The following is a 23771-nucleotide window of genomic DNA, read 5'->3' as shown; positions in this document are numbered from 1 at the left end:
GTGTGCGGGCCTTTTGCCGGAGACCTACCGCAGGCGGGCCATGAGGGCGTGTTCGACGAGGGTGATGAGGGCGCTCTTGGCGTCGGCGCGGTGGCGGGCGTCGGTGGTGATGATGGGGGTGTCGGGCCCGATCTGGAGGGCCTCGCGGACTTCGTCGGGGGTGTAGGGCTGGTGTCCGTCGAAGCCGTTGAGGGCGATGACGAAGGGCAGGCCGCTGTTTTCGAAGTAGTCGACGGCGGGGAAGCAGTCGGCGAGGCGGCGGGTGTCGACCAGGACGACGGCGCCGATGGCGCCGCGTACGAGGTCGTCCCACATGAACCAGAAGCGGTCCTGTCCGGGGGTGCCGAACAGGTACAGGATGAGGTCCTGGTCGAGGGTGATGCGGCCGAAGTCCATGGCGACCGTGGTGGTGGTCTTGTCGCCGGTGTGGGTGAGGTCGTCGATGCCCGCGGAGGCAGAGGTCATGACGGCTTCGGTACGCAGCGGGTTGATCTCCGAGACGGCGCCGACGAACGTGGTCTTGCCCACGCCGAATCCGCCCGCCACCACGATCTTCGCGCTGGTGGTTGAACGGGCCGCACCGCCGCTAGAGCTTGCGAAGTCCACTGAGCACCCTTTCGAGCAGTGTCACGTCTGGCTGGCCGCCGGCGGACTCGTCGCCGCCGGGCTGGTGGATGGCGACAAGTCCGGCCTCCGCCAGGTCGGCGACGAGGATCCGGGCAACGCCGAGGGGGATGGAGAGGAGTGCCGAGATCTCAGCGACCGACTTGATCTCGAAGCACAGCCGGCAGATCCGCTGGTGCTCGGGCAACTGCCCTTGCAGCCTGGACGGATCGGCCGTGGTGGACACCAGCGCCTCGATGGCGAGCTGGTACCGCGGCCTGGTCCGGCCACCGGTCATGGCGTACGGACGGACCAGAGGGTTGTGGTTGCCCGACGTGGGCGTCGGCTCCGGGGCACGTCGTCGCTGCTGCGCCGGCTGGGTGCGCGGCGCCTGCGGCTGGACGTACGAGGGACCTGGCTGCGGCTGCTGGTAGGGCTGCTGCGCGCCGCCCTGACCGCTCGGTGCGGAAGGAAAGTTGAAGCGGTTCTGGGCGTTGTCACCCGGCGACTGATGAGCACCGTCATATGGGTGGTGTCCGCCTGGGGGTGTTGCCACGTTTCCTCCTCGACTGCCGTTCACCGGTTCCATGTCCCTGTGGAGCCGCGCCACCGCACCCTATGGTGCGGTGGCGAGAAACGCACGGTCTGTCTGTTAGTTGAGAAGACTTCCCTGGAGTTCGGCGCGGAGGTCCGGAGTGAGGACACTGCCCGCACGGTCCACCAGCAGAGCCATCTCATAGCCGACGAGACCGATGTCGGCATCGGGGTGGGCGAGGACGGCCAGCGAGGAACCGTCCGAGATGGACATGATGAACAGGAAGCCCCGCTCCATCTCCACCACGGTCTGGTTGACCGCGCCGCCCTCGAAGATCCGGGACGCCCCCGCGGTCAGCGACGTCAATCCGGAGGCTACGGCCGCGAGCTGGTCCGCACGGTCACGGGGGAAACCCTCGGACATCGCCAGCAGGAGTCCGTCGGCGGAGACCACCACCGTGTGGGACACCCCAGGGGTGTTGTCCACGAAGTTGGTGATCAACCAGTTCAGATTCTGCGCCGCCTGGCTCATCGGGCTCACACTAACGCTCCTGGTTGTAGGTACTACCCGGGCCGAGGCCCGATCCGTTCGTGTCCGTTCCCCCCGCGTTGCGTCCCTGCTGGACACCGCGCCGCAGGTTGCTCAACCTGCCACGCACGTCCTCCGGGGCGCGGGAGACCTGTGGGCCGCCCTGCGGGGTCTGCTCCGCCGTGCCCTCGACCAGATTGGCCTTGGGAACCCGCCGCGGCAGTCCGGACGGGGTGACCCCGCCGGCCTTCGGCTCGCGGAGCTTCTCGGCCCGCTGCCAGCGCTCGTCGTTGGTCGAACGCCAGCTGTCGGAACCATTGTCCTCGCTGCTGCTCTGCGAGACCTGCTGCACCGGCTGCGTCTGCTCCTGCTGCGGAAGCGGCTGCGGAACCTGCTGCTGGGCCGGAGCCTGCTGCTGGCTGCCACTGCCGTTTCCACTGCCGTTACCGCTGCCGCCGCCGCGGCGCGGCAGACCGGCGTCGGTCAGCTCGTGACCGTTGCTCGGGGTGGGGCCCGAGGAGAAGCCTACGCGTTCCCGGCCGTTCGCGGGAGCGCCCTGGGCAGATTCCGATTCCGCTCCGTACCCGGACTCGTAACCGCCCTCGTACGTGCCCTGATCCGGCCACTCGCCCTGGTGGGACTGGGCGTCGAACTGGCTGTCGTACTGGGGCTGCTGAGTCTCGCGGTCCGGAAAAGCAGCTTCCGCATAGGACGCTTCAGGGTACTGGTCCGGCGCGTAGTCGCCACCGCCGTACTGCTCGTAGCCGCCGTCCTGGGTGTACGAGGACGGCTGCTCGTACTGCTCGTACTGTCCGTACGGCTCCTGCTGCCCGTACTGCTCCTGCTGCGGCTGCGGCTGCTCGTAGCCGTACTGGCCCTGCCGGCCCTGCTGTTCGTACGCCGCCTGTGGCTGATCCTGAGCCACCTCGTCGCGGAACATGGGCCGGTCCGTGCCGCCCGCGCCCTGGAGCTGCGCGCCGAGCGCGGCACGGCGCTCCTCACGCATCCGGGAGCGGCCCACCGGGTCCAGCGTGGTGTCACCGGTCTGCTGCTGCTCGTACCGCGAGTCGTCGAAGCCCAGCTCCGCCGCCGTGCGCACCGGGGCGGCCTGGAACGCCTGCTGCTCCGGGATGATCTGCGAGACGGTGAAGTCGTCCTCCATGGCCGGGTCGCCACCACCACCGTGGGTGATCGCGTCCGGAAGCATGACCAGCGAGGTCGTACCGGCCTGCTCGCCCGAGGGGCGCAACTGGACCCGGATGCCGTGCCGGTCGGCGAGGCGGCCGACCACGAACAGGCCCATGCGCTGCGAGATCGCGGCGTCCACGGTCGGCGGATTCGCCAGCTTGTGGTTGATGTCGGCGAAGTCCTCGGCGGTCAGGCCGATGCCCTTGTCGTGGATCTCGATCATGACGCGGCCGTCGGGCAGCCTGGTCGCGGTGACCCGCACCTTCGTCTGCGGCGAGGAGAACGTCGTGGCGTTCTCCAGCAGCTCGGCCAGCAGGTGCACGAGGTCGGTCACGGCCTGGCCGTGAATCTCCGACTCCGGTACGCCGGTGAGCTCGATGCGCTCGTACGACTCCACCTCCGAGGTGGCGGCACGCAACACGTCCACCAGCGGAACGGGCTGGTTCCAGCGGCGGCCGGGCTCCTCGCCGGCGAGGATGAGGAGGTTCTCGCCGTTGCGGCGCATACGGGTCGCCAGGTGGTCCAGCTTGAAGAGGTTCTCCAGCTGGTCCGGGTCGGCCTCGTTGTTCTCCAGCTCGGTGATCAGGGTCAACTGGCCCTCGATCAGCGACTGGTTGCGCTGCGACAGGTTGGTGAAGATCGCGTTGACGTTGCCCCGCAGCAGGGCCTGCTCGGCGGCGAGCCGGACGGCCTCGCGGTGCACCTGGTCGAAGGCGCGGGCGACCTCGCCGATCTCGTCCTGGGAGTCGATCGGGATCGGCTGTACGCGGGTGTCCACCCGGCCCGGGTCGGTACGGGAGAGCTGGTCGACCAGCATCGGCAGGCGCTGCTCGGCGATGCTGAAGGCGGCGGTGCGCAGCCGGCTCATCGACGTGCTCATCTGCCGGGCCATCATCCCGGCCAGGATGAACGCGGTGAGCAGGGCGACCACGACGATGGCGCCGTTGACGATCGCGTCGGTCTTGGCGTCGGAAGAGATCTCGGCGGCCTCGTCCACGGCCTTGTTCACGAGATCGGTGCTCACCTCGCCGTACCCGTCGAACTTGGACGTGGCGGCGCCCATCCAGATCTCGGGCACGATGCCCTGGGAGGCAAGCTCCTTGACCGCGTCGGCGTCCTCGGCGTTGCCGATCGCCTGGGCCATCGGAGCGAGGACCGAGCCCCTCTCGTCCGCCGGAAGGCTGATGCCCGCGGCCTTGAGCCGCCGGGCGCCCTCGTCCGCCCGGCGCTTCATGACCGCCGTGAGGTTCTCCACGTCCTCTTCCGTGCCACCGGACTGGAACTCGGCGAGGGCGATCTGCTCCAGGTAGACGTACGAGTTGAACGCCTTGCTCTGCGCGGCGAACGTCGCGTCGTCCTTGCTGGGGCGCACCAGCAGGTGCAGACCGATGGAGCGCTGCAGGGACTCGGCGGCCTGGGCGAGCTGGATGGCGTACACCATGCGGCCGTAGCTGGTGATGTTGCCGGTGCCGAGGCCCAGTTCGTTGGCGAACTCCATCAGGGAGTGCTGGACCGCGACGTAGCCCTCCTCGGTCTTCGTGGGGTCCATGGCCTTGGTGTAGGCGGTCTCGCGCAGACCCTGGAGTTCCGGCTCGGCTTCCCGGAAGAGGTCCAGACGGCGCTCCAGGCCCTGCCCCGAGGGCATGTCCTGGATGGCCAGGTCGAACTTCTTCTTGGCGGCGTCGGTCTTGGCGTACGCCTCGGTGACGTCGTCGGCCTTGCGGTCCTCGTCGCTCTTGGCGGTCAGCAGCGGCACGGCGGTGATGTCGCGCTCGTTGAGCAGGGCCTGGCCGTACTCGGAGGCGGCGCGCACGATCCGCGCCGTCTTCTCGGCGTCCTGCGCCTCCTGCCAGGTGTCGATGGACGTCTTGACCTGGAAGCCGCCCATGACGAGCCCGACGAGCACGGGTATGAGGAGGATCGCGTTCAGCCGCGTGGCCACGCGCCAGTTGCGCGGCGCCAGCTTGCTGGAGCTGCCGCCGGAGGCGGCCGGTGCTGTTCCGGGCGTATCGGCAGGCGGCACCGCTGTGCGCGCGGGCGGGGTGAAGTTGCCCCGCGCCTGCTGCTCTGCGGCGCTTTTCGTGCTTCGCCTCACTCGACCAACAACCTCTCGGCGCCGGCACCTACGTTGTGCCGTTTTTCTGTTCAGGGCCGTACTACTCGGGAGTTCGTCGCATTGCAGCACGTAAAGCGGCCGCGTTCCAAACCCCCCGTTCGAGTCATGATCACTGGCGCGAGCCTCCGATAAAACGGGCATAAAGAGCGAGCCCCGCCAAAAGGCGGGGCTCATGTGAGCGCAGCGGCACCACGCGGATGCGTCTCGTGTCCGACGCCCCGCAATTCTCTTTCGAAACGTTATGAACGCCGGGGCGGGACCGTGTCACAGGACACACCCCGCCCCTGCCCGTCGCTACGGCAACTGCCGTATGGATCCGTCTACTTGAGGCGGGCCATGAGGGCGTGTTCGACGAGGGTGATGAGGGCGCTCTTGGCGTCGGCGCGGTGGCGGGCGTCGGTGGTGATGATGGGGGTGTCGGGGCCGATCTGGAGGGCCTCGCGGACTTCGTCGGGGGTGTAGGGCTGGTGTCCGTCGAAGCCGTTGAGGGCGATGACGAAGGGCAGGCCGCTGTTTTCGAAGTAGTCGACGGCGGGGAAGCAGTCGGCGAGGCGGCGGGTGTCGACCAGGACGACGGCGCCGATGGCGCCGCGTACGAGGTCGTCCCACATGAACCAGAAGCGGTCCTGTCCGGGGGTGCCGAACAGGTACAGGATGAGGTCCTGGTCGAGGGTGATGCGGCCGAAGTCCATGGCGACCGTGGTGGTGGTCTTGTCGCCGGTGTGGGTGAGGTCGTCGATGCCCGCGGAGGCAGAGGTCATGACGGCTTCGGTACGCAGCGGGTTGATCTCCGAGACGGCGCCGACGAACGTGGTCTTGCCCACGCCGAATCCGCCCGCCACCACGATCTTCGCGCTGGTGGTCGAACGTCCTCCGGCGGCCGCACCGCCGCTAGAGCTTGCGAAGTCCACTGAGCACCCTTTCCAGCAGCGTCACATCCGGCGTACCGCCGGCCTCTCCATTGCCCGGCTGGTGGATCGCCACCATCCCGGCCTCCGCGAGGTCGGCGACGAGGATCCGGGCAACACCCAGCGGCATCGACAGCAGCGCCGACACCTCCGCCACCGACTTCACCTCACGGCACAGGTGGCAGATCCGCTGGTGCTCGGGGAGCAGCCCGGCGAGGAGGGCCGGGTCGGCCGTGGTGCTGACCAGCGCTTCGATGGCGAGCTGGTACCGCGGCCTGGTCCGGCCGCCGGTCATGGCGTACGGACGGACCAGCGGCTGGTCGCCTTCATGCCCGTATCCGGTGTCCATGGAGACACCGTACGGGTCGTGAGAGGCGGGGGGCGGGGTCATTGAACCTCCAGTGACAGCAGGTGGTCTGCCTGTCGTCTGACTGGGCCGGTGGGGGGCCGGAGGGGGCGGCCTGTGGTGAACAAGGCAAGGGGGAGGGTACGGATCGGGGCGTACCGGCTCAGCGGAGCAGGCTCCCCTGGAGCTCCGCGCGGAGGTCCGGGGTGAGGACACTGCCGGCCCGGTCGACCAGCAGCGTCATCTCGTAGCCGACGAGGCCGATGTCGCAGTCCGGGTGCGCGAGCACGGCCAGTGAGGAACCGTCGGAGACGGACATGAGGAAGAGGAAGCCGCGCTCCATCTCCACCACGGTCTGGCTGACCGTTCCTCCCTCGAAGATCCGGGACGCCCCCGCGGTCAGCGAGGTGAGTCCGGACGCCACGGCCGCGAGCTGGTCGGCGCGGTCGCGGGGGAATCCTTCGGACATGGCCAGCAGGAGTCCGTCGGCGGAGACCACGACCGTGTGGGACACCCCGGGGGTGTTGTCCACGAAGTTCGTGATCAACCAGTTCAGGTTCTGCGCCGCCTGGCTCATTGATCTCAACTATCGCTCCTGCTGGTGGGTGTGGCCGCTGTTGAAGCTGCCTGTGGTGGAGCTGCCCGCCTGGCGTCCCTGCTGGATGCCCCGGCGGAGGTTGGTGAGACGGCCGCGCACGTCATCGGGCGCACGGGAAACCTGCGGACCGGACTGGTGCGTCTGCTCCTGCGCGGTTCCGGGCACCAGGTTGGCGCGCGGCACCCGGCGGGGCAGGCCCGAGGTGGTGACGCCGCCCGCGGCGGGCTTGCGCACCCGCTCGGCCTGGCGCACCAGCTCGTCGTTGGGGGAGGTGCGCCACGAAGCGGTCGTGGACGCCGCGTCGGAGCCCTGACCGGGACGCTGCTGCCGAGGGGAGACGACCGGCGTGGGCATCGTCTGGTCGTTGCCGGTGAACTGACCGCCGCCGCCCTGCCCCTGGCCCTGGCCCTGCGGCTGGGCGCCCTGGGGCCGGCCACGGCCGGGGGACTGCTGACCGCCGCGCTGGGGCTGCTGGGGCTGCTGCGGCGCCTGGTGGGGCCGGCCGGTCTGCTGCGGCTGCTGGGTCTGCTGGGGCTGGCCGGCCGGGCGGCCGTCCTGGCCGTGGAACCAGTTGGTCTCCAGCGTGTCGTACAGCGGCGTACGGCCGTCCCCGGCGTGGGGCGCGGGCGGCAGCGCCTCGGGCTGCTGCTGCGCGGGCAGGCTCGGGGCCGGCGGCCGCGGCGCGTTGTGGTCGGGCTGGGCGAACTGGGCCGTGGCCGCGGGGTCCTGCGCGCCGGGCCGGGCCTGGGCACCCAGGTCGGGGCGCGCGAACTCGGCGGTGGCGCCCGGTCCCTGGCGGTCGGCCGGCGGGCGGGCGTAGTGCCCGGTGGTCTCGGGCTCCTCGTGGCCGCGCGGCGCGTCCAGCGGGGTGCGCTGCTGCGGCGGTACGGGGGTGGCCTCGGCGCCCCAGCTGGGGGTCTGCGGGCGCTGCGGGCGCTGCCGCTGAGCGCCGCCGCCGGGGAGCTCGGGGCGCGGGGCTCCCGCGTTGTTCCGGGTGCCCTGCTGCTCGGCGGGGCCGCTCTGCCAGACGTCCGAGCGCGTGGGGATGCCGCTGTTCTTCGTACCCCGGCCGCCGCCCTGGCCGCCGCCCGACGAGGCACCGAAGGCGCCCGCGAGACCGGTGCCCTGACGCTGCGACTGCGGCTCGGGCGTCTGTGCCTGGCCCGGCCGGCCGGTAGAGCCGCCCTGCGGCCCGCCCGGGCGTCCCGCGTCGTCCCGGCCAGGCAGCGCGGCCCGGGAGCCGGCTCCCGCACCGACCTGACCACGGCCGCCACCCGCGCCGGCGCCCATACCGCCACCCGCGCTGTGCCGCCCCGCGGGCGCACCGGAGCCACCCGCGCCGCCCGCGCCACCGGGACCGCCGGGCAGACCCGGGCGGCCGCCACCGGCCGCACCCGGCCCGCCGGTCAGCCGGCCGCCGGAGCCCGCCGGGCCCTGCGGCATGGCGCCCTGCCCACCGGGGCCACCCGGCTTGCCGGGCACCTTGCCGCCCTGGGCGACGTCCACGGGGAGCATGACGAGCGCGGTCGTACCGCCCGAGTCGGACGGCCGCAGCTGGATACGGATGCCGTGTCGCAGGGACAGGCGGCCGACCACGAACAGACCCATGCGCCGGGAGACCGACACGTCCACGGTGGGCGGCGAAGCGAGCCGCTCGTTGATGGCGGCGAGGTCCTCGGGGGACAGGCCGATACCGGTGTCGTGGATCTCGACCAGCACCCGCCCGTCGGGCAGCGCGTGACCGGTGACGCGGACCTTGGTCTGCGGGGAGGAGAACGACGTCGCGTTCTCCAGCAGCTCGGCGAGCAGGTGCACGAGGTCGTTGACCACGCGCCCGGCGACCTCGGTCGCCGGTACGGCGGCGAGTTCGATGCGCTCGTACTGTTCCACCTCGGAGGCGGCGGCACGCAGGACGTCGACCAGCGGCACGGGCCGGGTCCACCGGCGGCCCGGCTCCTCACCCGCGAGAACGAGCAGGTTCTCGCCGTTACGGCGCATACGCGTGGCGAGGTGGTCGAGCTTGAACAGCGACGACAGCTGGTCGGGGTCGGCCTCGCGGGACTCCAGCTCGGAGATCAGCGACAGCTGGCGCTGGATGAGACCCTGCGAACGCCTCGACAGGTTGGTGAACATCGCGTTGACGTTGCCCCGCAGCAGGGCCTGCTCGGCGGCGAGGCGGACCGCCTCGCGGTGCACGTCGTCGAAGGCCGCGGCCACCTTGCCGATCTCGTCGCGCGAGTGCACACCGACCGACTCCACGGAGGTGTCCACGTCCTGCGGGTCCGCCTCGGACAGCTGCTTGACCAGCTCGGGCAGGCGCTCCTGGGCGACCTTGGTCGCCGTGTCCTGGAGCCGGCGCAGCGAGCGGATCATGGACCGGGCCACCACGAAGGCGCCGACCAGGGAGACACCGAGGACGAGGAGGATCAGCGCACCGTTGATGATCGCGTCGCGCTGCTCCTCCTGGCGCAGCTCGCGGGCCGTGCTCTCCATCTCGCCCAGCAGCGTGGCCTCGATGGTGTTCATGGCCTTCATCTTGGGCTCGTCGGCGTCGGTCCAGTCCAGCCAGCCGCGCGCCTCCTCCAGCTTCATGCCATTGGGATTGCGCAGCACGCTCTCGGCGTACTCGTTGGCGTCCACGATGGAGGGGTTGTTCGGACCGAGGGACGCGAGCAGCTCCTCGGCGTCCCCGCCGGCGGAGCTGTAGATGGTCCGGAACGAGTCGAGGGCGTGGTTCTCGTTGTCGAGGGCGGCCGCGCCGTACTCACGGTCGTTCGGGTCCAGCTCGCCCTTCTCCCGGTTGGTCTTCTTCAGACCGGCCGCGATGATCGCGCGCTGGATGGAGGCGTACTCCTTGGCGGACGAGAACGCGGCGAGCGCGCGGGTCCGCTTGATCATCTCCGGGTTGCTGGTCGCCTGCGCCATGTCCTGGGAGAGGCTGAGCAGCGAGTTGATCAGACGGTTGTAGCGCTCGACCGTCTGGAAGTCCTGGGACTTCTGGTTGTACGCGTCCTGGCGGAGGCTGCCGAGCGTGACGACCTGGCCGGCGATCTGCTTCACGTTGGCGCGGATGCTCTGCAGCGCCTCGTCGCCCTCGGCGCCCTCCAGGCCCTCGGCCGCGTCGAGGAAGGTCTTCTGCGCCCGGTCGGCCGTCTTGCGCGGCTCGGTGACCTTGTAGCTGCTGGCGGGGTCGCCGTTGGAGAGCGGACCGGCCGTCATGTCGCGCTCGTTCTGGAGCGCCTGGGCCAGCTTCGTCGCTTCCTGGGTCAGCTGGGTCAGCAGCTGGATGTGGTCCAGCTGCTCCATGTCGTTCATGGACTCGTTGATGCGCAGGCCGCCCAGCGTGGTCGCGGCGACCACGGGCAGGGCGAGCAGCGAGACCAGACGGGTGCTGATGCGCCAGTTGCGCAGGGCTATTCGGGAACCGGTGTCCGTGGGTCCCTTGGCCTTGGACTTGGCTTTGGACTTGGCCTTCGGCGTGGCCGACGGCTCGGCGCCGCCCGGCGCGGCACCCGAACGTCCCGCACGGTCACCACCGTCGCCGGCGGCCGCCGGTCCCGGGTTCTGGGTGTGCTGGGGCGAGGAGCCGCGGTCGGTCCCGCCGCGCGGCTCCTGCTCCGCCGCAGCGCTGCCATCCCTCTTGAAACGTCCCTGCACTAGCGTCGCAACCTCTGGACCAGGCGTCCCTCCGCGCGAACGGACAGGACGGTGTCGGCGTCGTGGGGCGCGATCGCACCCCAGTGGTGGTCGTGAGTGACCGGCGCAGATCCCCCTTTCCCGCCGCCGCTCGGCGCTGCGTTGCGCCCAGCGCGCCGGTCCGGAAACCGCGGCGGTGCGTGGAATTCCAGCACAGTGCCGGATCTCCAACAAGGCCGACGGACCGCACCCCCAGCCCCGTCACGTGCTGTGCGTACACGGTCACCACTCGTAGAAGCCGATCAGGGAGGAAACGGACGTTCGCGTACGAGTCGCTTAGGGGTGGGGGGTGTCCCAGTCGCCATGATCAGCAGCGGAATGCAGCGTTCAGCTATGCAATGTCCGTTTCCCCCGCCCCTGCCGCCCGCCCGCTATGCCGGAATTATCACCAACGAGGTGAGCAAACTCACACAGAGATCGTTGCCATCTACCGGCATTCACGGGGAATCCCATGTTTAGCCTGACGCTTTACATAGACGGCGCACCTGTCCACCGGCGCCTCACCGGCGCCCGTACACCGAGGTCTGAAACCACCGATGAAGACGACGATGACGTTCCGCAGCATCGCCAACCCCCGCCGCACCACCCTGCTGCACCTGGCCGACGCCGGCGAGCTGGACCGGGGCGAGCAGCCGGAGCACTCGGTGGACCTCCCCGCCAGCACGGCCAACCCGCGCCGCACCACCCTGATGGACGCCCCGGTCACCGCCGCACGGTAATCGGGGCAGGTGGCGTGCGGCTGCCGCGTTAGCCTGGAGCGTCAGACTCCAGTCAGCGGAAGTAAGGGGCACGGCATCCCGTGCGCATCGCCAGGTTCTCCATCGACGGCAATGTCGCCTTCGGCGCGGTCGAGGGCCAAGACCCCGACAGTCTCGTCCTCGACATCATCAAGGGTATTCCGTACACCGACTTCGAACTCAGCGGGACCAAGGTCCCGCTGAGCAAGGTCCGGCTCCTGCCGCCCGTCCTCCCCAACAAGGTCGTGGCCATCGGCCGCAACTACGCGGAGCACGCGGCGGAGCTCGGCAACGAGGTCCCCGAGGTCCCGGTCGCCTTCTTCAAGCCCACCACCTCGGTGATCGGCTCCGGCGACGCCATCGAGTACCCCTCCTTCTCGAACGAGCTGCACCACGAGGCGGAGCTCGCCGTCGTCATCGGCCGCATGTGCCGCGAGGTCCCGCGCGAGCGCGTCAAGGACGTCGTCTTCGGCTACACCTGCGCCAATGACGTCACCGCCCGTGACGTACAGCAGCGCGAGAAGCAGTGGGCCCGCGCCAAGGGCTTCGACACCTCCTGCCCGCTCGGCCCCTGGGTGGAGACCGAGCTCGACCCCACCGACGTCACGATCCAGTGCACCGTCAACGGCGAACAGCGCCAGCTCGGCCGTACGAGCGACATGGTGCGCTCCATCGAGGACCTGGTCGTCCACATCACCGAGGCCATGACACTGCTCCCGGGCGACGTCATCCTCACCGGCACCCCGGCCGGAGTCGGACCGCTCAACGTCGGCGACGAGGTCGCCGTCACCATCGAAGGCATCGGCACTCTCACCAACAAGGTGATCAAGCGTGGCTAACGCAGACGTCCGCGTACGTTTCTGTCCCTCGCCGACCGGCAACCCCCACGTGGGTCTGGTCCGCACCGCCCTGTTCAACTGGGCCTTCGCCCGCCACCACCAGGGCACCATGGTCTTCCGCATCGAGGACACCGACGCGGCCCGCGACTCGGAGGAGTCCTACCGGCAGCTCCTCGACTCGCTGCGCTGGCTCGGCCTCGACTGGGACGAGGGCCCGGAGGTGGGCGGCCCCCACGCCCCCTACCGCCAGTCGCAGCGCATGGACATCTACCGGGACGTCGCCGACAAGCTGCTCGCGGGCGGTTACGCGTACCGCTGCTACTGCACCGCCACCGAGCTGGACGAGCGCCGCGAGGCCGCCCGCGCCGCCGGACGTCCGTCCGGTTACGACGGCACGTGCCGCGACCTGACCGCCGAGCAGCGGGCCGCGTACGAGGAGGAGGGCCGCGAGGCCATCGTCCGCTTCCGGATGCCCGACGAGCCGATCACCTTCACCGACCTCGTCCGCGGCGAGCTGACCTTCACCCCGGACAACGTCCCGGACTACGGCATCGTCCGCGCCAACGGCGCCCCGCTCTACACGCTCGTCAACCCCGTCGACGACGCGCTGATGGAGATCACCCACGTGCTGCGCGGCGAGGACCTGCTGTCCTCCACCCCGCGCCAGATCGCCCTCTACAAGGCGCTGATCGAACTCGGCATCGCCAAGTCCATCCCCGCCTTCGGCCACCTCCCGTACGTGATGGGCGAGGGCAACAAGAAGCTCTCCAAGCGCGACCCGCAGTCCTCCCTCAACCTCTACCGGGAGCGCGGCTTCCTGCCCGAGGGCCTGCTCAACTACCTGTCCCTGCTCGGCTGGTCCTTCTCCGCCGACCGGGACGTCTTCACCGTCGCCGAGATGGTCGAGAAGTTCGACATCGCGGACGTCAACGCCAACCCGGCCCGCTTCGACCTGAAGAAGGCCGAGGCGATCAACGCCGACCACATCCGCATGCTCGACGTGAAGGCGTTCACCGCCGCCTGCGAGCCCTGGCTGAAGGCCCCGCACGCCAACTGGGAGCCCGAGGACTTCGACCAGGCGGCCTGGGAGGCGATCGCCCCGTACGCCCAGACCCGCCTGACCGTCCTGTCCGACATCACGGCCAATGTCGACTTCCTGTTCCGCAAGGAGCCGGTCGAGGACGAGGCGTCCTGGCAGAAGGCCATGAAGGAGGGCTCCGACGCCCTGCTCCGCACGGCCCGCGCCAAGCTGGAGGCCGCGGACTGGACCAGCGCCGAGTCGCTGAAGAACGCGGTGCTGGCCGCCGGCGAGGAGCACGGCCTGAAGCTCGGCAAGGCCCAGGCCCCGGTCCGCGTCGCGGTCACCGGCCGCACGGTCGGCCTGCCGCTGTTCGAGTCCCTGGAGATCCTGGGCAAGGACCGCACGCTGGCCCGCATCGACGCGGCCCTGGCGAAGCTGACCGCGTAACCACTGTGCTGTTTCGGGGGATAACCCCCGAACCCCCAGCAGGGTCGGTGCCCGGCGGTACCGTTTGCCCATGCCGATCCGCGCGGTCCTGTGGGACATCGATACTGTGCCATTCGGGGGATAACCCCCGGACCCCCAGCTGAGTCGGTGCCCGGCGGTACCGTTTGCCCATGCCGATCCGCGCGGTCCTGTGGGACATCGATACTGTGCCATTCGGGGGATAACCCCCGAACCCCCAGCTGAGTCGGTGCCCGGCGGTACCGTTTGCCCATGCCGATCCGCGCGGTCCTGTGGGACATCGATGACACGATCTTCGACTACGCGAGTGCCGACCGCGCCGGAATGCTGGACCATCTTCGGGCCGAGGGCCTGGTCGACGGGTACGACTCCGTCGACCAGGCCCTCGCGCGCTGGAAGGAGCTCACCAGCCTCCACTGGCGGCGCTTCGAGGCCGGCGGCGTCGGGTTCGAGGAGCAGCGCCGTGACCGGGTGCGGGACTTCCTGGGAGAGCCGCTGAGCGATCAGGAGGCGGACGCCTGGTTCGAGCGGTACATGAGCCACTACGAGGCCGCCTGGGCGCTCTTCCCGGACGCCCTGCCCGTGCTGGAGCTCCTGGCGGCTGACTACCGGCACGCCGTGCTGTCCAACTCCTCCGTCCACAACCAGGAGCGCAAGCTGCGCGTCCTGGGCGTCCGTGACCGCTTCGAGGCGCTGCTGTGCGCCGCCGAGCTGGGCGTGGCCAAGCCCGCCCCGGCCGCCTTCCACGCCGCCTGCGACGCACTCGCGCTGCCGCCCGCGGACGTCGCGTACGTCGGTGACCAGCCCGACATCGACGCCCGGGGCGCCGTCGAGGCCGGGCTCACCGGGATCTGGCTGGACCGCACGGGGCTCGGCGGCCGTCCCGAGCTCAGAAGGATCACCAGTCTCGCCCAGCTACCGGGCCTGCTGCGCGGCGATACCCGTTTTGGAGCCCCGGACTCCTTCGGGTAATGTTCTTTCTGCGCCGAGGGGAGCGGGCCGAAAGCCCGGAACCCGGAAGCGTAACCCGAACAAAATCCCTCACCGGGGGTTGCGTTTTGGTGGCCTATGGTGTAATTGGCAGCACGACTGATTCTGGTTCAGTTAGTCTAGGTTCGAGTCCTGGTAGGCCAGCTCGCAGAGCTCATCTGCAAAGCCCCCGTTGTGTAGCGGCCTAGCACGCTGCCCTCTCAAGGCAGTAGCGCCGGTTCGAATCCGGTCGGGGGTACAGATCCTTCCCGCGAGATCGTCTGGGTCGCACCCATGATCTCGATGCAGGATCGCTAGGGCCCCCGTTGTGTAGCGGCCTAGCACGCCGCCCTCTCAAGGCGGTAGCGCCGGTTCGAATCCGGTCGGGGGTACGTTGACGAGAGAAGCCCTCCCCAGCAGGGGAGGGCTTCTTCGTTGTACGTGGTCAGGGCGCGGGCGTACGGCCGTACGGAAGCGAGGAAGCCAACTCCGGCCCACCGCTGCGGCGTTGAAGCGGTGAACCGGGAAGCCGGCGGCAGGGACGGGGGATCAGCCCGAGCGGCGCAGCGCCTCCGACAGGCGGGCCGCCGCGTCGATCACCGCCTGGGCGTGCATCCGCCCCGGGTGGCGCGTCAAGCGCTCGATCGGCCCGGAGACCGACACGGCGGCCACGACGCGGTTCGACGGGCCCCGCACGGGCGCGGAGACGGACGCTACGCCCGGCTCGCGCTCACCGATCGACTGGGCCCAGCCGCGGCGCCGTACGCCCGACAGGGCCGTCGCCGTGAAGCGCGCGCCCTGGAGGCCCCGGTGCAGCCGCTCGGGCTCCTCCCAGGCCATCAGGATCTGGGCCGAGGAGCCGGCCTTCATGGTGAGCGTGGAGCCGACCGGCACGGTGTCCCGCAGTCCGGACAGCCGCTCCGCCGCGGCGACACAGATACGCATGTCGCCCTGGCGCCGGTAGAGCTGCGCGCTCTCCCCGGTCACGTCACGCAGATGAGTCAGTACCGGTCCGGCCGTGGCCAGCAGGCGGTCCTCACCGGCCGCGGCGGCGAGCTCCGCCAGCCGCGGACCGAGGATGAACCGGCCCTGCATATCCCTCGCCACCATCCGGTGGTGTTCCAGTGCCACGGCAAGGCGATGTGCCGTGGGTCGTGCGAGCCCTGTCGCCGCGACCAGCCCGGCGAGGGTGGCCGGACCGGACTCCAGGGCGCTCAATACCAGAGCTGCCTTGTCGAGAACGCCGACGCCGCTAGAGTTGTCCATGCAACGATATTCACGTCTCACTCTGTGAAACGCAAGTTCAAATTTCCCGGGAACTTGCCACCCTGTACGTACGGCCCGCGGACCAACGGGTGCGATGCCGACGTCCGGCACGTGGAACGTGGGGTACGGGCGTGGGCCCACAGATCTCTAGAGGTGCCGGCACAACACGCCGGCCGGAGGGAAAGCGATGGGTAGGACTCTCGCGGAGAAGGTCTGGGACGACCATGTCGTCCGGCGCGCCGAAGGCGAGCCCGACCTCCTCTACATCGATCTGCACCTGCTGCACGAGGTGACCAGCCCCCAGGCCTTCGACGGCCTCCGTAAGAGCGGCCGGCAGGTGCGGCGCCTCGACCTCACCATCGCGACCGAGGACCACAACACCCCCACCCTCGACATCGACAAGCCCATCGCCGACCCGGTCTCCCGGGCCCAGCTGGAGACGCTGCGCAAGAACTGCGCGGAGTTCGGCGTGCGCCTGCACCCGCTGGGCGACGTCGAGCAGGGCGTCGTCCACGTCGTGGGACCGCAGCTGGGACTGACCCAGCCGGGCACCACCGTGGTCTGCGGCGACTCCCACACCTCCACGCACGGCGCGTTCGGCGCGCTCGCCTTCGGCATCGGCACCTCCCAGGTCGAGCACGTCCTGGCCACCCAGACGCTGCCCATGGCCCGCCCCAAGACCATGGCCATCACCGTCGAGGGCGAGCTGCCCGAGGATGTCACCGCCAAGGACCTGATCCTGGCGATCATCGCCAAGATCGGCACCGGCGGCGGCCAGGGATACGTCCTGGAATACCGCGGCCCCGCCATCGAGAAGCTCTCGATGGAGGCCCGGATGACCATCTGCAACATGTCGATCGAGGCCGGCGCCCGCGCGGGCATGATCGCCCCGGACGAGACCACCTTCGCCTACCTCAAGGGCCGCGACCACGCCCCCCAGGGCGAGGACTGGGACGCGGCGGTCGCGTACTGGAAGACGCTCAGGACGGACGACGACGCCGTCTTCGACGCCGAGGTCCTCATCGACGCCTCCGAGCTGGCCCCCTTCGTCACCTGGGGCACCAACCCCGGCCAGGGAGCACCGCTTTCCGCGTCCGTCCCCGACCCGGCTTCGTACGAAGACGCTTCGGAGCGCCTCGCCGCCGAAAACGCCCTGAAGTACATGGGGTTGACCGCCGGACAGCCGCTGCGCGACATCAGGGTCGACACCGTCTTCGTAGGCTCCTGCACCAATGGCCGCATCGAGGATCTGCGCAACGCCGCCGCCATCCTGGACGGCCGCAAAGTCGCCGACGGCGTACGGATGCTGGTCGTCCCCGGCTCGGTCCGGGTCGCCCTCCAGGCCGTCGAGGAGGGCCTGGACAAGGTCTTCAAGGAGGCCGGGGCCGAATGGCGGCACGCCGGCTGCTCCATGTGCCTGGGCATGAACCCCGACCAACTGGCGCCCGGTGAGCGTTCCGCGTCCACCTCCAACCGCAACTTCGAGGGCAGGCAGGGCAAGGGCGGCCGCACCCACCTGGTGTCGCCGCAGGTCGCCGCCGCCACCGCGGTGCTGGGCCACCTGGCCTCGCCCGCCGACCTGTCCGAAGCCCCCGCGACCGCCGGAGTCTGAGCAACCATGGAAGCTTTCACCACGCACACCGGCCGGGCCGTCCCGCTGCGCCGCAGCAACGTCGACACCGACCAGATCATCCCGGCGCACTGGCTGAAGAAGGTCACCCGCGACGGCTTCGAGGACGGGCTGTTCGAGGCCTGGCGCAAGGACCCCGAGTTCATCCTCAACCGCCCCGAGCGGCAGGGCGCCACGGTCCTGGTCGCCGGACCGGACTTCGGCACCGGCTCGTCGCGCGAGCACGCCGTCTGGGCGCTGCAGAACTACGGGTTCAAGACCGTCATCTCCTCCCGGTTCGCCGACATCTTCCGCGGCAACTCGCTGAAGAACGGCCTGCTCACCGTCGTACTCGACCAGAAGGTCGTGGACGCGCTGTGGGAGCTGACCGAGACGGACCCGCAGGCGGAGATCACCGTCGACCTGGAGGACCGCCAGGTGCGGGCCCAGGGCATCACGGCCGACTTCGAACTCGACGAGAACGCCCGCTGGCGGCTGCTGAACGGCCTGGACGACATCAGCATCACGCTGCGGAACGAGGCGGACATCGCCGCGTACGAGGCCGAGCGCCCCTCGTACAAGCCGCGCACCGTACAGGTCTGACCCCCCGCGCGCACCCTGCGCGTCCCCACCCGGTGCCCCCGGCCGATCAACGGCCGGGGGCACCGTCGTGTGTGCGGCCGAAGGGTGGTCAACTCCGCCGCGAGGGCCGTGGAGACGATGGCTGAAAGTGACCTTGCAGGGCGGCGCCAGAGCGGGTGAGGGGCCATCCGGCTGACACGGTTGCCACACGGAAGCCCACCCCACCGGGCGGCCCCGAAGCGCCCCGTCCACCGGCCCAAGTGCCGTGGTCCAGAAGCGAGTTGCTGGGTACGCGGGGACTGGCGCGCGGGGCATCCCGTAGGCGCCGAATGGCCGCCGCAGCAGGCTAGTTACCCCCTACGGAGGCGACAACTCGCCCCAGATGGCACAATCGGTGCATGGAACGCGACAGCCAACTCGAGCTCTATCAGGCCGTCGCAGCCCGACTGAAAGAAGCGCACGCCCGAGTGCGCGAACTGCAAGTCCCGGAGGGCGTAAGGATGACGCTGTCCCGGAAGCTGCTGGCCATCACGGCTGCGGCGAAGCACGATCTCGCAGGCGCGGCAAGGCGGCTGGACCGGTTGATGAAGGACCTGGACGAGGGCCGATTCCCCGAAGGGGACTGAGACTCGAAACTCCGCGGCGGCCGACTTCGTTGCGGCACTAGGGTGATTAGCCCGTTTCGTGTTTGATTTGCGGTATATATCTGCCTAACGTGCGAAAAAGCTTGAACACTTTCGTTCCGGCAATGTCTCCGAAGGGGAAGACGTGAACAAGGCGCAGCTCGTAGAAGCGATTGCCGACAAGATGGGTGGCCGCCAGCAGGCCGCCGATGCTGTCGACGCGGTACTCGACGCGATCGTCCGTGCCGTGGTCGCCGGTGACCGGGTCTCGGTCACCGGCTTCGGTTCGTTCGAGAAGGTCGACCGTCCGGCCCGTTACGCCCGCAACCCGCAGACGGGTGAGCGGGTGCGGGTCAAGAAGACCTCCGTTCCCCGCTTCCGTGCTGGTCAGGGCTTCAAGGACCTGGTCAGCGGTTCGAAGAAGCTCCCCAAGGGCGGAGAGGTAGCCGTCAAGAAGGCGCCCAAGGGCAGCCTTTCCGGTCCGCCGCCCACCATCGCCAAGGCCGCCGGCAAGAAGGCCGCCGCCAAGAAGACCACCGCGGCCGCCAAGAAGACCGCCGCCAAGAAGGCCACGCCGGCGAAGAAGACCACCGCCGTGGCCAAGAAGACCACCGCGAAGAAGACGACGGGCGCCGCCAAGAAGACGACGACCGCCAAGAAGGCGACCACGGCGAAGAAGACCGCGGGCGCCGCCAAGAAGACCACCGCCAAGAAGACCGCGCCGGCGAAGAAGGCCACGGCCAAGAAGGCGCCGGCCAAGAAGACGACGGCGCGCAAGACCACCGCCAAGAAGACCACCACCGCGCGGAACAAGTAAGCGGCACAGGGTCACAGGGCCACTCACACGCCGGGCCGGGCTCCCTCACCGGGAGGCCGGCCCGCGGTGTGTGCCACGCAGCGCTGCCCCTTCGGCAGCGCTGCGTCCTCAGCGGCTCCGCGGAAGGGCAGCAGGGTTCGGAAGGTCGGCAGCGCTCGGAAGGGCAGCGGCGCTCAGAAGGTCTGCAGCGTCACCAGCGTGATGCGCAGGGCCTCGCCCTCGCCCTCCGTCTCGATACGGACCCGCTGCCCCGGCCGCAGCAGCCGCAGCCCGCCCGCGTCGAAGGCCGCGGCGGAGAACTCCACCGGGGTGCCGTCGTCGAGCAGCACACTCCCGCTGCGGGATTGTGGGTCGTACGTGTACGCGGTCGCCTGCATGTACGGCAGCTTATCCGGCGCTCTCGCCCGCCGTGCTGACCTCCACCGCCCACCGCTCGGCCGTGCGCGGCCCGACGCCCAGCTCCAGGGCGGCCCGCAGATCGTCCCCGGTGTCCACGTCCTGTCGTACGGAGGCGACGTCGGCCGGCAGCATTTCCACCGCCCCGGACAACAAATGGCGGCGCCGCGACGCCCCGCCGAAAGCCGGGCGCAATTCCACTCCCGGCGCCGCCGACAGCAATGTCGTCCCTATTCCGGCGGCGTCCGCGAGAAAAGCGCGCGGGAATTGCGCGGCGACGGCGAGCACCCGTGACAGTTCCGCGGGCCGCAGCGCCGGCAGGTCGGCGTTGAGGGTCGCGACCGGCGCGCCGGGCCGCCGCGCGCGGATCACCTCCGCCCCGTACGCCAGCGCGGCGTTCAGTCCGGCGCCCGGGCGGTCCGGCACCACCCGCGCCCCGAGGGCGAGCAGCACCGGCGCGGCCGCCGCGTCGTCCGTGACGACGGACACATCCCGTACCGAGGGGCAGGCCAGCGCCGCCGCGACCGTGTCCTGCGCGAAGGCCAGCGCCAGCCGCTGCCGCGCCAGGGGGCCGGCGGCGCCGGCGAGCCGGCTCTTGGCCCGGGCAAGGGGCTTCAGGGGAACGACCAGGGACCAGGAGCCGGTCGGGTCGGCGTTCGTGGCGGGCTCTCCTTCCGTGCCGTGGTCGTGCGGCGGCCGTGCCGTGGGTGTGGGACGGCCGTGCCGTGGGCGTGGGACGGCCGTGCCGTCGCGCTGAGCGTCGCGGCCCATTGTGGCGCGGGCCCCGGCACGACCCGGAGCCACGGTGTCCGAGGCGGGGCGTACGGTGTTCTCGACAGACCAGGGGCCTGGGGCGACACTTGACCCCCCGGCAAGCCAGTCCAGAGGAAGGTGTCCGAGTGTCCCGCCGCAGAATCGGCTTCTGGTACCGCCTTGCGGCGGTCATCGCAAAACCGCCGCTGGTGGTTCTGTTCAAGCGGGACTGGCGGGGAATGGAGCACATTCCGGCCGAGGGCGGATTCATCACCGCGGTCAACCACAACTCGTATCTGGACCCCCTGTCGTACGCGCACTTCCAGTACAACACCGGACGGGTTCCGCGCTTTCTGGCGAAAGCGGCCCTGTTCAAGGGTTCGTTCGTCGGGATGATGCTGCGCGGTACGGGCCAGATCCCCGTCTACCGCGAGACCACCAACGCCCTGGACGCCTTCCGCGCCGCCGTCGCCGCCATCGAGCGGGGCGAGTGCGTCGCGTTCTACCCCGAGGGCACCCTCACCCGCGACCCCGACATGTGGCCGATGGCCGGCAAGACCGGCGCCGCGCGGGTCGCGCTGCTGACCAAGGTGCCCGTCATCCCGGTCGCCCAGTGGGGCGCCAACTTGGCGATGCCGCCGTACGCCAACGAGAACAAGCTCCGCCTCTTCCCGCGCAAGACACTGATCGTGCAGGCCGGTCCGCCCGTCGACCTCACCCGGTTCTACGACAAGGAACCGACCCCCGAGGTACTGCGCGAGGCGACCGAGGCCATCATGGCCGCGATCACCGCCCTGCTGGAGGACGTACGGGGCGAGAAGGCCCCCGCCGAGCTCTACGATCACCGCAAGGCCCGCCTGGAACTGCGGCGCAAGGCCGCAGGGGAGGAAGCGAAGTGACACACCCCGACAAGGCGGGCCGCCCGGTCAAGGCAGCCGTCTTCGGAACCGGATCCTGGGGCACGGCCTTCGGCATGGTGCTCGCCGACGCGGGCTGCCAGGTGACCCTCTGGGGCCGCCGCCAGGAGATCGCCGACGCCATCAACACCACCCGTACCAACCCGGACTACTTCCCGGGCACCGAACTGCCCGAGTCGGTACGCGCCACCACCGACCCCGCCGAGGCGGCGCACGGTGCCGACTTCACCGTGCTGGCCATCCCCTCCCAGACGCTGCGCGGCAACCTCGCCCAGTGGGCGCCGAAGCTGGCCCCCGGCACCGTCCTCGTCTCCCTGATGAAGGGCATCGAGCTGGGCACCGCCAAGCGGATGAGCGAGGTGATCCGGGAGGTCGCCGACGTGCCGGCCGACCGCGTCGCCGTGGTCACCGGCCCCAACCTCGCCAAGGAGATCGTCGCCCGCATGCCCGCCGCGGCCGTCGTCGCCTGCGAGGACGAGGCGGTCGCCCAGCGGCTCCAGGCCGCCTGCCACACGCCGTACTTCCGTCCGTACACCAACACCGACGTCGTCGGCTGCGAGCTCGGCGGCGCGGTGAAGAACGTCATCGGGCTCGCCGTGGGCATCGCGGACGGCATGGGCCTCGGCGACAACGCCAAGGGCTCGCTCATCACCCGGGGCCTGGCCGAAACCACCCGCCTCGGACTGGCGATGGGCGCCGACCCGCTCACCTTCTCCGGCCTCGCCGGCCTCGGCGACCTCGTGGCCACCTGCTCCTCGCCGCTCTCGCGCAACCACACCTTCGGCACCAACCTCGGCAGGGGCATGACCCTCCAGGAGGCCATCGGGGTCACCAAACAGACCGCCGAGGGCGTCAAGTCCTGTGAATCCGTACTCGATCTGGCCCGCAGGCACGGCGTCGACATGCCCATCACGGAGACCGTCGTCGACATCGTCCACGGGGGGAAGCCGCCGATGGTGGCCCTCAAGGAGCTGATGTCACGCGCCGCCAAGCCCGAGCGGCGCTGACGCGGACAGGCGGCCACGCGGTCGCTGACGTGACCCCGATGACCGGGTACGCTCAACGCGATATGAGCAGCGAGAACCTCCCCACCAGCACTGGGCGCAAGCCGCGCGTGGCCGTAGTCTTCGGCGGACGCAGCTCCGAGCACGCCATCTCCGTCGTCACGGCGGGTGCCGTCCTGCGCGCCATCGACCGGACCAAGTACGACGTGCTGCCCATCGGCATCACCACCGACGGCCGCTGGGCGCTGACCGCCGACGAACCGGAGCGGATGGCCATCGCCGGCCGCACGCTGCCGAGCGTCGCCGACCTCGCCGAGTCCGACGAGGGCAGCGTCGTCCTGTCCGTCGACCCCGCCAACCGCGAGGTCGTCTACAGCGAGCCCGGCGCGGTGCCCAAGGCCCTCGGTGACGTCGACGTCGTCTTCCCGATGCTGCACGGCCCGTACGGCGAGGACGGCACCCTCCAGGGGCTGCTGGAGCTCGCCGGTGTGCCCTACGTCGGCGCCGGGGTGCTCTCCTCGGCCGTCGGCCAGGACAAGGAGTACATGAAGCGGGTCTTCCGCTCCTTCGGGCTGCCCGTCTGCCCGTACGAGGTGATCCGCCCCCGGGAGTGGGCGCAGGATCCTTCCGCCGCCCGGAAGAAGATCGCCGACTTCGCCGGTGAGCACGGCTGGCCGCTGTTCGTGAAGCCCGCCAGGGGCGGCTCCTCGATGGGCATCACCAAGGTGGACGACCTCTCCGGACTCGACGCGGCGATCGAGGAGGCCCGGCGCCACGACCCCAAGATCATCGTGGAGTCGCTGCTGACCGGCCGCGAGATCGAGTGCGGCGTCCTGGAGTTCGAGGACGGCCCGCGCGCGTCCGTGCCCGCCTGGATCCCGCCGGTCACCGACCACGACTTCTACGACTTCGAGGCCAAGTACATCGACTCGGCCTCCGGTGTCGTCCCCGCCCCGATCACCCCCGAGCAGACCGCCGAGGTGCAGCGGCTCGCGATCGCCGCGTTCGAGGCGGCGTCCTGTGAGGGCCTGGTCCGCGCGGACTTCTTCCTCACCGACGACGGCGAGTTCGTCATCAACGAGATCAACACCATGCCGGGCTTCACACCCATCTCCATGTACCCGCGCATGTGGCAGGAGAGCGGCGTGAGCTACCCCGAGCTGGTCGACCGGCTCATCCAGGCCGCGCTGCGCCGCCCGACCGGGCTGCGCTGAGCGGCCACCAAGACCCTTGCGGCCCCGGGCCTCCACGGGCG

At 70.2% G+C, this 23771-nt stretch carries 22 protein-coding genes and 3 tRNA genes; 14 read left to right on the top strand and 11 right to left on the bottom strand.

Annotation, left to right across the window (positions count from 1 at the left end; genetic code table 11):
• Nucleotides 1–24: 24 nt before the first annotated feature.
• The 8 genes from QWM81_RS09570 to QWM81_RS09535 form a co-directional block, all read right to left on the bottom strand.
• Nucleotides 25–606: a GTP-binding protein gene (locus QWM81_RS09570; RefSeq protein ID WP_069978110.1), complete on the bottom strand. Its 582-nt coding sequence runs from the start codon at nucleotides 604–606 to the stop codon at nucleotides 25–27.
• Entirely contained in the window at nucleotides 587–1159 is a 573-nt protein-coding gene (locus tag QWM81_RS09565; protein WP_290111329.1) for a DUF742 domain-containing protein, read from the bottom strand. Before QWM81_RS09565 ends, QWM81_RS09570 begins: the two co-directional genes overlap by 20 nt.
• A 96-nt stretch (nucleotides 1160–1255) precedes the next feature.
• Nucleotides 1256–1669 (bottom strand): roadblock/LC7 domain-containing protein, encoded by a 414-nt coding sequence (locus tag QWM81_RS09560; protein ID WP_006127847.1) that lies wholly within the window; start codon nucleotides 1667–1669, stop codon nucleotides 1256–1258.
• A 10-nt stretch (nucleotides 1670–1679) separates the two neighbouring features.
• Nucleotides 1680–4949 (bottom strand): sensor histidine kinase, encoded by a 3270-nt coding sequence (locus QWM81_RS09555; RefSeq protein WP_290111328.1) that lies wholly within the window; start codon nucleotides 4947–4949, stop codon nucleotides 1680–1682.
• 341 nt (nucleotides 4950–5290) lie between these two features.
• The gene (locus tag QWM81_RS09550) at nucleotides 5291–5881 is read right to left on the bottom strand and encodes a GTP-binding protein (RefSeq protein WP_290111326.1); all 591 of its coding nucleotides are present in this window, start codon (nucleotides 5879–5881) and stop codon (nucleotides 5291–5293) included.
• Entirely contained in the window at nucleotides 5862–6269 is a 408-nt protein-coding gene (locus tag QWM81_RS09545) for a DUF742 domain-containing protein (protein ID WP_290111325.1), read from the bottom strand. The genes QWM81_RS09550 and QWM81_RS09545 overlap by 20 nt, the downstream gene beginning before the upstream one ends.
• A 118-nt stretch (nucleotides 6270–6387) precedes the next feature.
• Nucleotides 6388–6801 carry a roadblock/LC7 domain-containing protein gene (locus tag QWM81_RS09540; RefSeq protein ID WP_290111347.1) on the bottom strand — a complete coding sequence of 138 codons (414 nt, stop codon included), beginning with the start codon at nucleotides 6799–6801 and terminating at the stop codon, nucleotides 6388–6390.
• Between the two features lie 9 nt (nucleotides 6802–6810).
• Nucleotides 6811–10479, bottom strand: a complete 3669-nt coding sequence (locus QWM81_RS09535) for a sensor histidine kinase (RefSeq protein ID WP_290111324.1) — start codon at nucleotides 10477–10479, stop codon at nucleotides 6811–6813.
• A gap of 575 nt (nucleotides 10480–11054) precedes the next feature.
• Here QWM81_RS09535 and QWM81_RS09530 point away from each other — a divergent pair.
• The 7 genes from QWM81_RS09530 to QWM81_RS09500 all read left to right on the top strand — a co-directional run bounded on the left by QWM81_RS09530 (nucleotide 11055) and on the right by QWM81_RS09500 (nucleotide 14941).
• Complete coding sequence (locus tag QWM81_RS09530) at nucleotides 11055–11237, top strand: hypothetical protein (protein WP_290111323.1); 183 nt, start codon at nucleotides 11055–11057, stop codon at nucleotides 11235–11237.
• Between the two features lie 80 nt (nucleotides 11238–11317).
• Nucleotides 11318–12094: a fumarylacetoacetate hydrolase family protein gene (locus QWM81_RS09525; RefSeq protein WP_290111322.1), complete on the top strand. Its 777-nt coding sequence runs from the start codon at nucleotides 11318–11320 to the stop codon at nucleotides 12092–12094.
• The gene (gltX, locus tag QWM81_RS09520; RefSeq protein ID WP_290111321.1) at nucleotides 12087–13562 is read left to right on the top strand and encodes a glutamate--tRNA ligase; all 1476 of its coding nucleotides are present in this window, start codon (nucleotides 12087–12089) and stop codon (nucleotides 13560–13562) included. Before QWM81_RS09525 ends, gltX begins: the two co-directional genes overlap by 8 nt.
• A 270-nt stretch (nucleotides 13563–13832) precedes the next feature.
• Entirely contained in the window at nucleotides 13833–14552 is a 720-nt protein-coding gene (locus tag QWM81_RS09515) for an HAD family hydrolase (RefSeq protein WP_290111320.1), read from the top strand.
• Between the two features lie 90 nt (nucleotides 14553–14642).
• Nucleotides 14643–14714: transfer RNA gene (locus tag QWM81_RS09510), tRNA-Gln, on the top strand.
• 21 nt (nucleotides 14715–14735) lie between these two features.
• A tRNA-Glu gene (locus QWM81_RS09505) sits at nucleotides 14736–14808 on the top strand.
• Between the two features lie 60 nt (nucleotides 14809–14868).
• Nucleotides 14869–14941 (top strand) — tRNA-Glu (locus QWM81_RS09500).
• A gap of 157 nt (nucleotides 14942–15098) precedes the next feature.
• On the opposite strand, the gene ndgR is transcribed toward QWM81_RS09500, so the two are convergent.
• A complete protein-coding gene (ndgR, locus tag QWM81_RS09495; RefSeq protein ID WP_026278050.1) occupies nucleotides 15099–15815 on the bottom strand; it encodes an IclR family transcriptional regulator NdgR in 717 nt (238 codons plus the stop codon).
• A gap of 187 nt (nucleotides 15816–16002) precedes the next feature.
• Between ndgR and leuC the strand changes: the two genes are divergently transcribed.
• The 4 genes from leuC to QWM81_RS09475 all read left to right on the top strand — a co-directional run bounded on the left by leuC (nucleotide 16003) and on the right by QWM81_RS09475 (nucleotide 19446).
• Nucleotides 16003–17427, top strand: coding sequence for a 3-isopropylmalate dehydratase large subunit (leuC, locus tag QWM81_RS09490; protein ID WP_290111319.1), 1425 nt, complete (start codon nucleotides 16003–16005; stop codon nucleotides 17425–17427).
• Nucleotides 17428–17433: 6 nt separating this feature from the next.
• Nucleotides 17434–18027 (top strand): 3-isopropylmalate dehydratase small subunit, encoded by a 594-nt coding sequence (gene leuD / locus QWM81_RS09485; RefSeq protein WP_290111318.1) that lies wholly within the window; start codon nucleotides 17434–17436, stop codon nucleotides 18025–18027.
• Nucleotides 18028–18404: 377 nt separating this feature from the next.
• The gene (locus QWM81_RS09480) at nucleotides 18405–18632 is read left to right on the top strand and encodes an SCO5555 family protein (protein ID WP_290111317.1); all 228 of its coding nucleotides are present in this window, start codon (nucleotides 18405–18407) and stop codon (nucleotides 18630–18632) included.
• A 142-nt stretch (nucleotides 18633–18774) separates the two neighbouring features.
• Nucleotides 18775–19446, top strand: a complete 672-nt coding sequence (locus tag QWM81_RS09475) for an HU family DNA-binding protein (RefSeq protein ID WP_290111316.1) — start codon at nucleotides 18775–18777, stop codon at nucleotides 19444–19446.
• 173 nt (nucleotides 19447–19619) lie between these two features.
• Here the strand turns inward: QWM81_RS09475 and QWM81_RS09470 are convergent, their stop codons facing one another.
• Nucleotides 19620–19823: a hypothetical protein gene (locus tag QWM81_RS09470; RefSeq protein ID WP_290111315.1), complete on the bottom strand. Its 204-nt coding sequence runs from the start codon at nucleotides 19821–19823 to the stop codon at nucleotides 19620–19622.
• A 10-nt stretch (nucleotides 19824–19833) separates the two neighbouring features.
• Entirely contained in the window at nucleotides 19834–20613 is a 780-nt protein-coding gene (gene cofC / locus QWM81_RS09465) for a 2-phospho-L-lactate guanylyltransferase (RefSeq protein WP_290111314.1), read from the bottom strand.
• Nucleotides 20614–20741: 128 nt separating this feature from the next.
• Here cofC and QWM81_RS09460 point away from each other — a divergent pair, with 128 nt between their 5' ends.
• The 3 genes from QWM81_RS09460 (at nucleotide 20742) to QWM81_RS09450 (ending at nucleotide 23730) form a co-directional block, all read left to right on the top strand.
• Entirely contained in the window at nucleotides 20742–21494 is a 753-nt protein-coding gene (locus tag QWM81_RS09460) for a lysophospholipid acyltransferase family protein (protein WP_290111313.1), read from the top strand.
• Nucleotides 21491–22519: an NAD(P)H-dependent glycerol-3-phosphate dehydrogenase gene (locus tag QWM81_RS09455; RefSeq protein WP_290111312.1), complete on the top strand. Its 1029-nt coding sequence runs from the start codon at nucleotides 21491–21493 to the stop codon at nucleotides 22517–22519. Before QWM81_RS09460 ends, QWM81_RS09455 begins: the two co-directional genes overlap by 4 nt.
• Before the next feature lie 62 nt (nucleotides 22520–22581).
• Nucleotides 22582–23730 carry a D-alanine--D-alanine ligase family protein gene (locus QWM81_RS09450; protein WP_290111311.1) on the top strand — a complete coding sequence of 383 codons (1149 nt, stop codon included), beginning with the start codon at nucleotides 22582–22584 and terminating at the stop codon, nucleotides 23728–23730.
• The last annotated feature ends 41 nt before the right edge of the window (nucleotides 23731–23771 follow it).

It is taken from the genome of Streptomyces ficellus (assembly GCF_030406405.1).
Taxonomy (GTDB): Bacteria; Actinomycetota; Actinomycetes; order Streptomycetales; family Streptomycetaceae; genus Streptomyces; species Streptomyces ficellus_B.
This window is presented reverse-complemented; position numbering and strand designations above follow the sequence as displayed.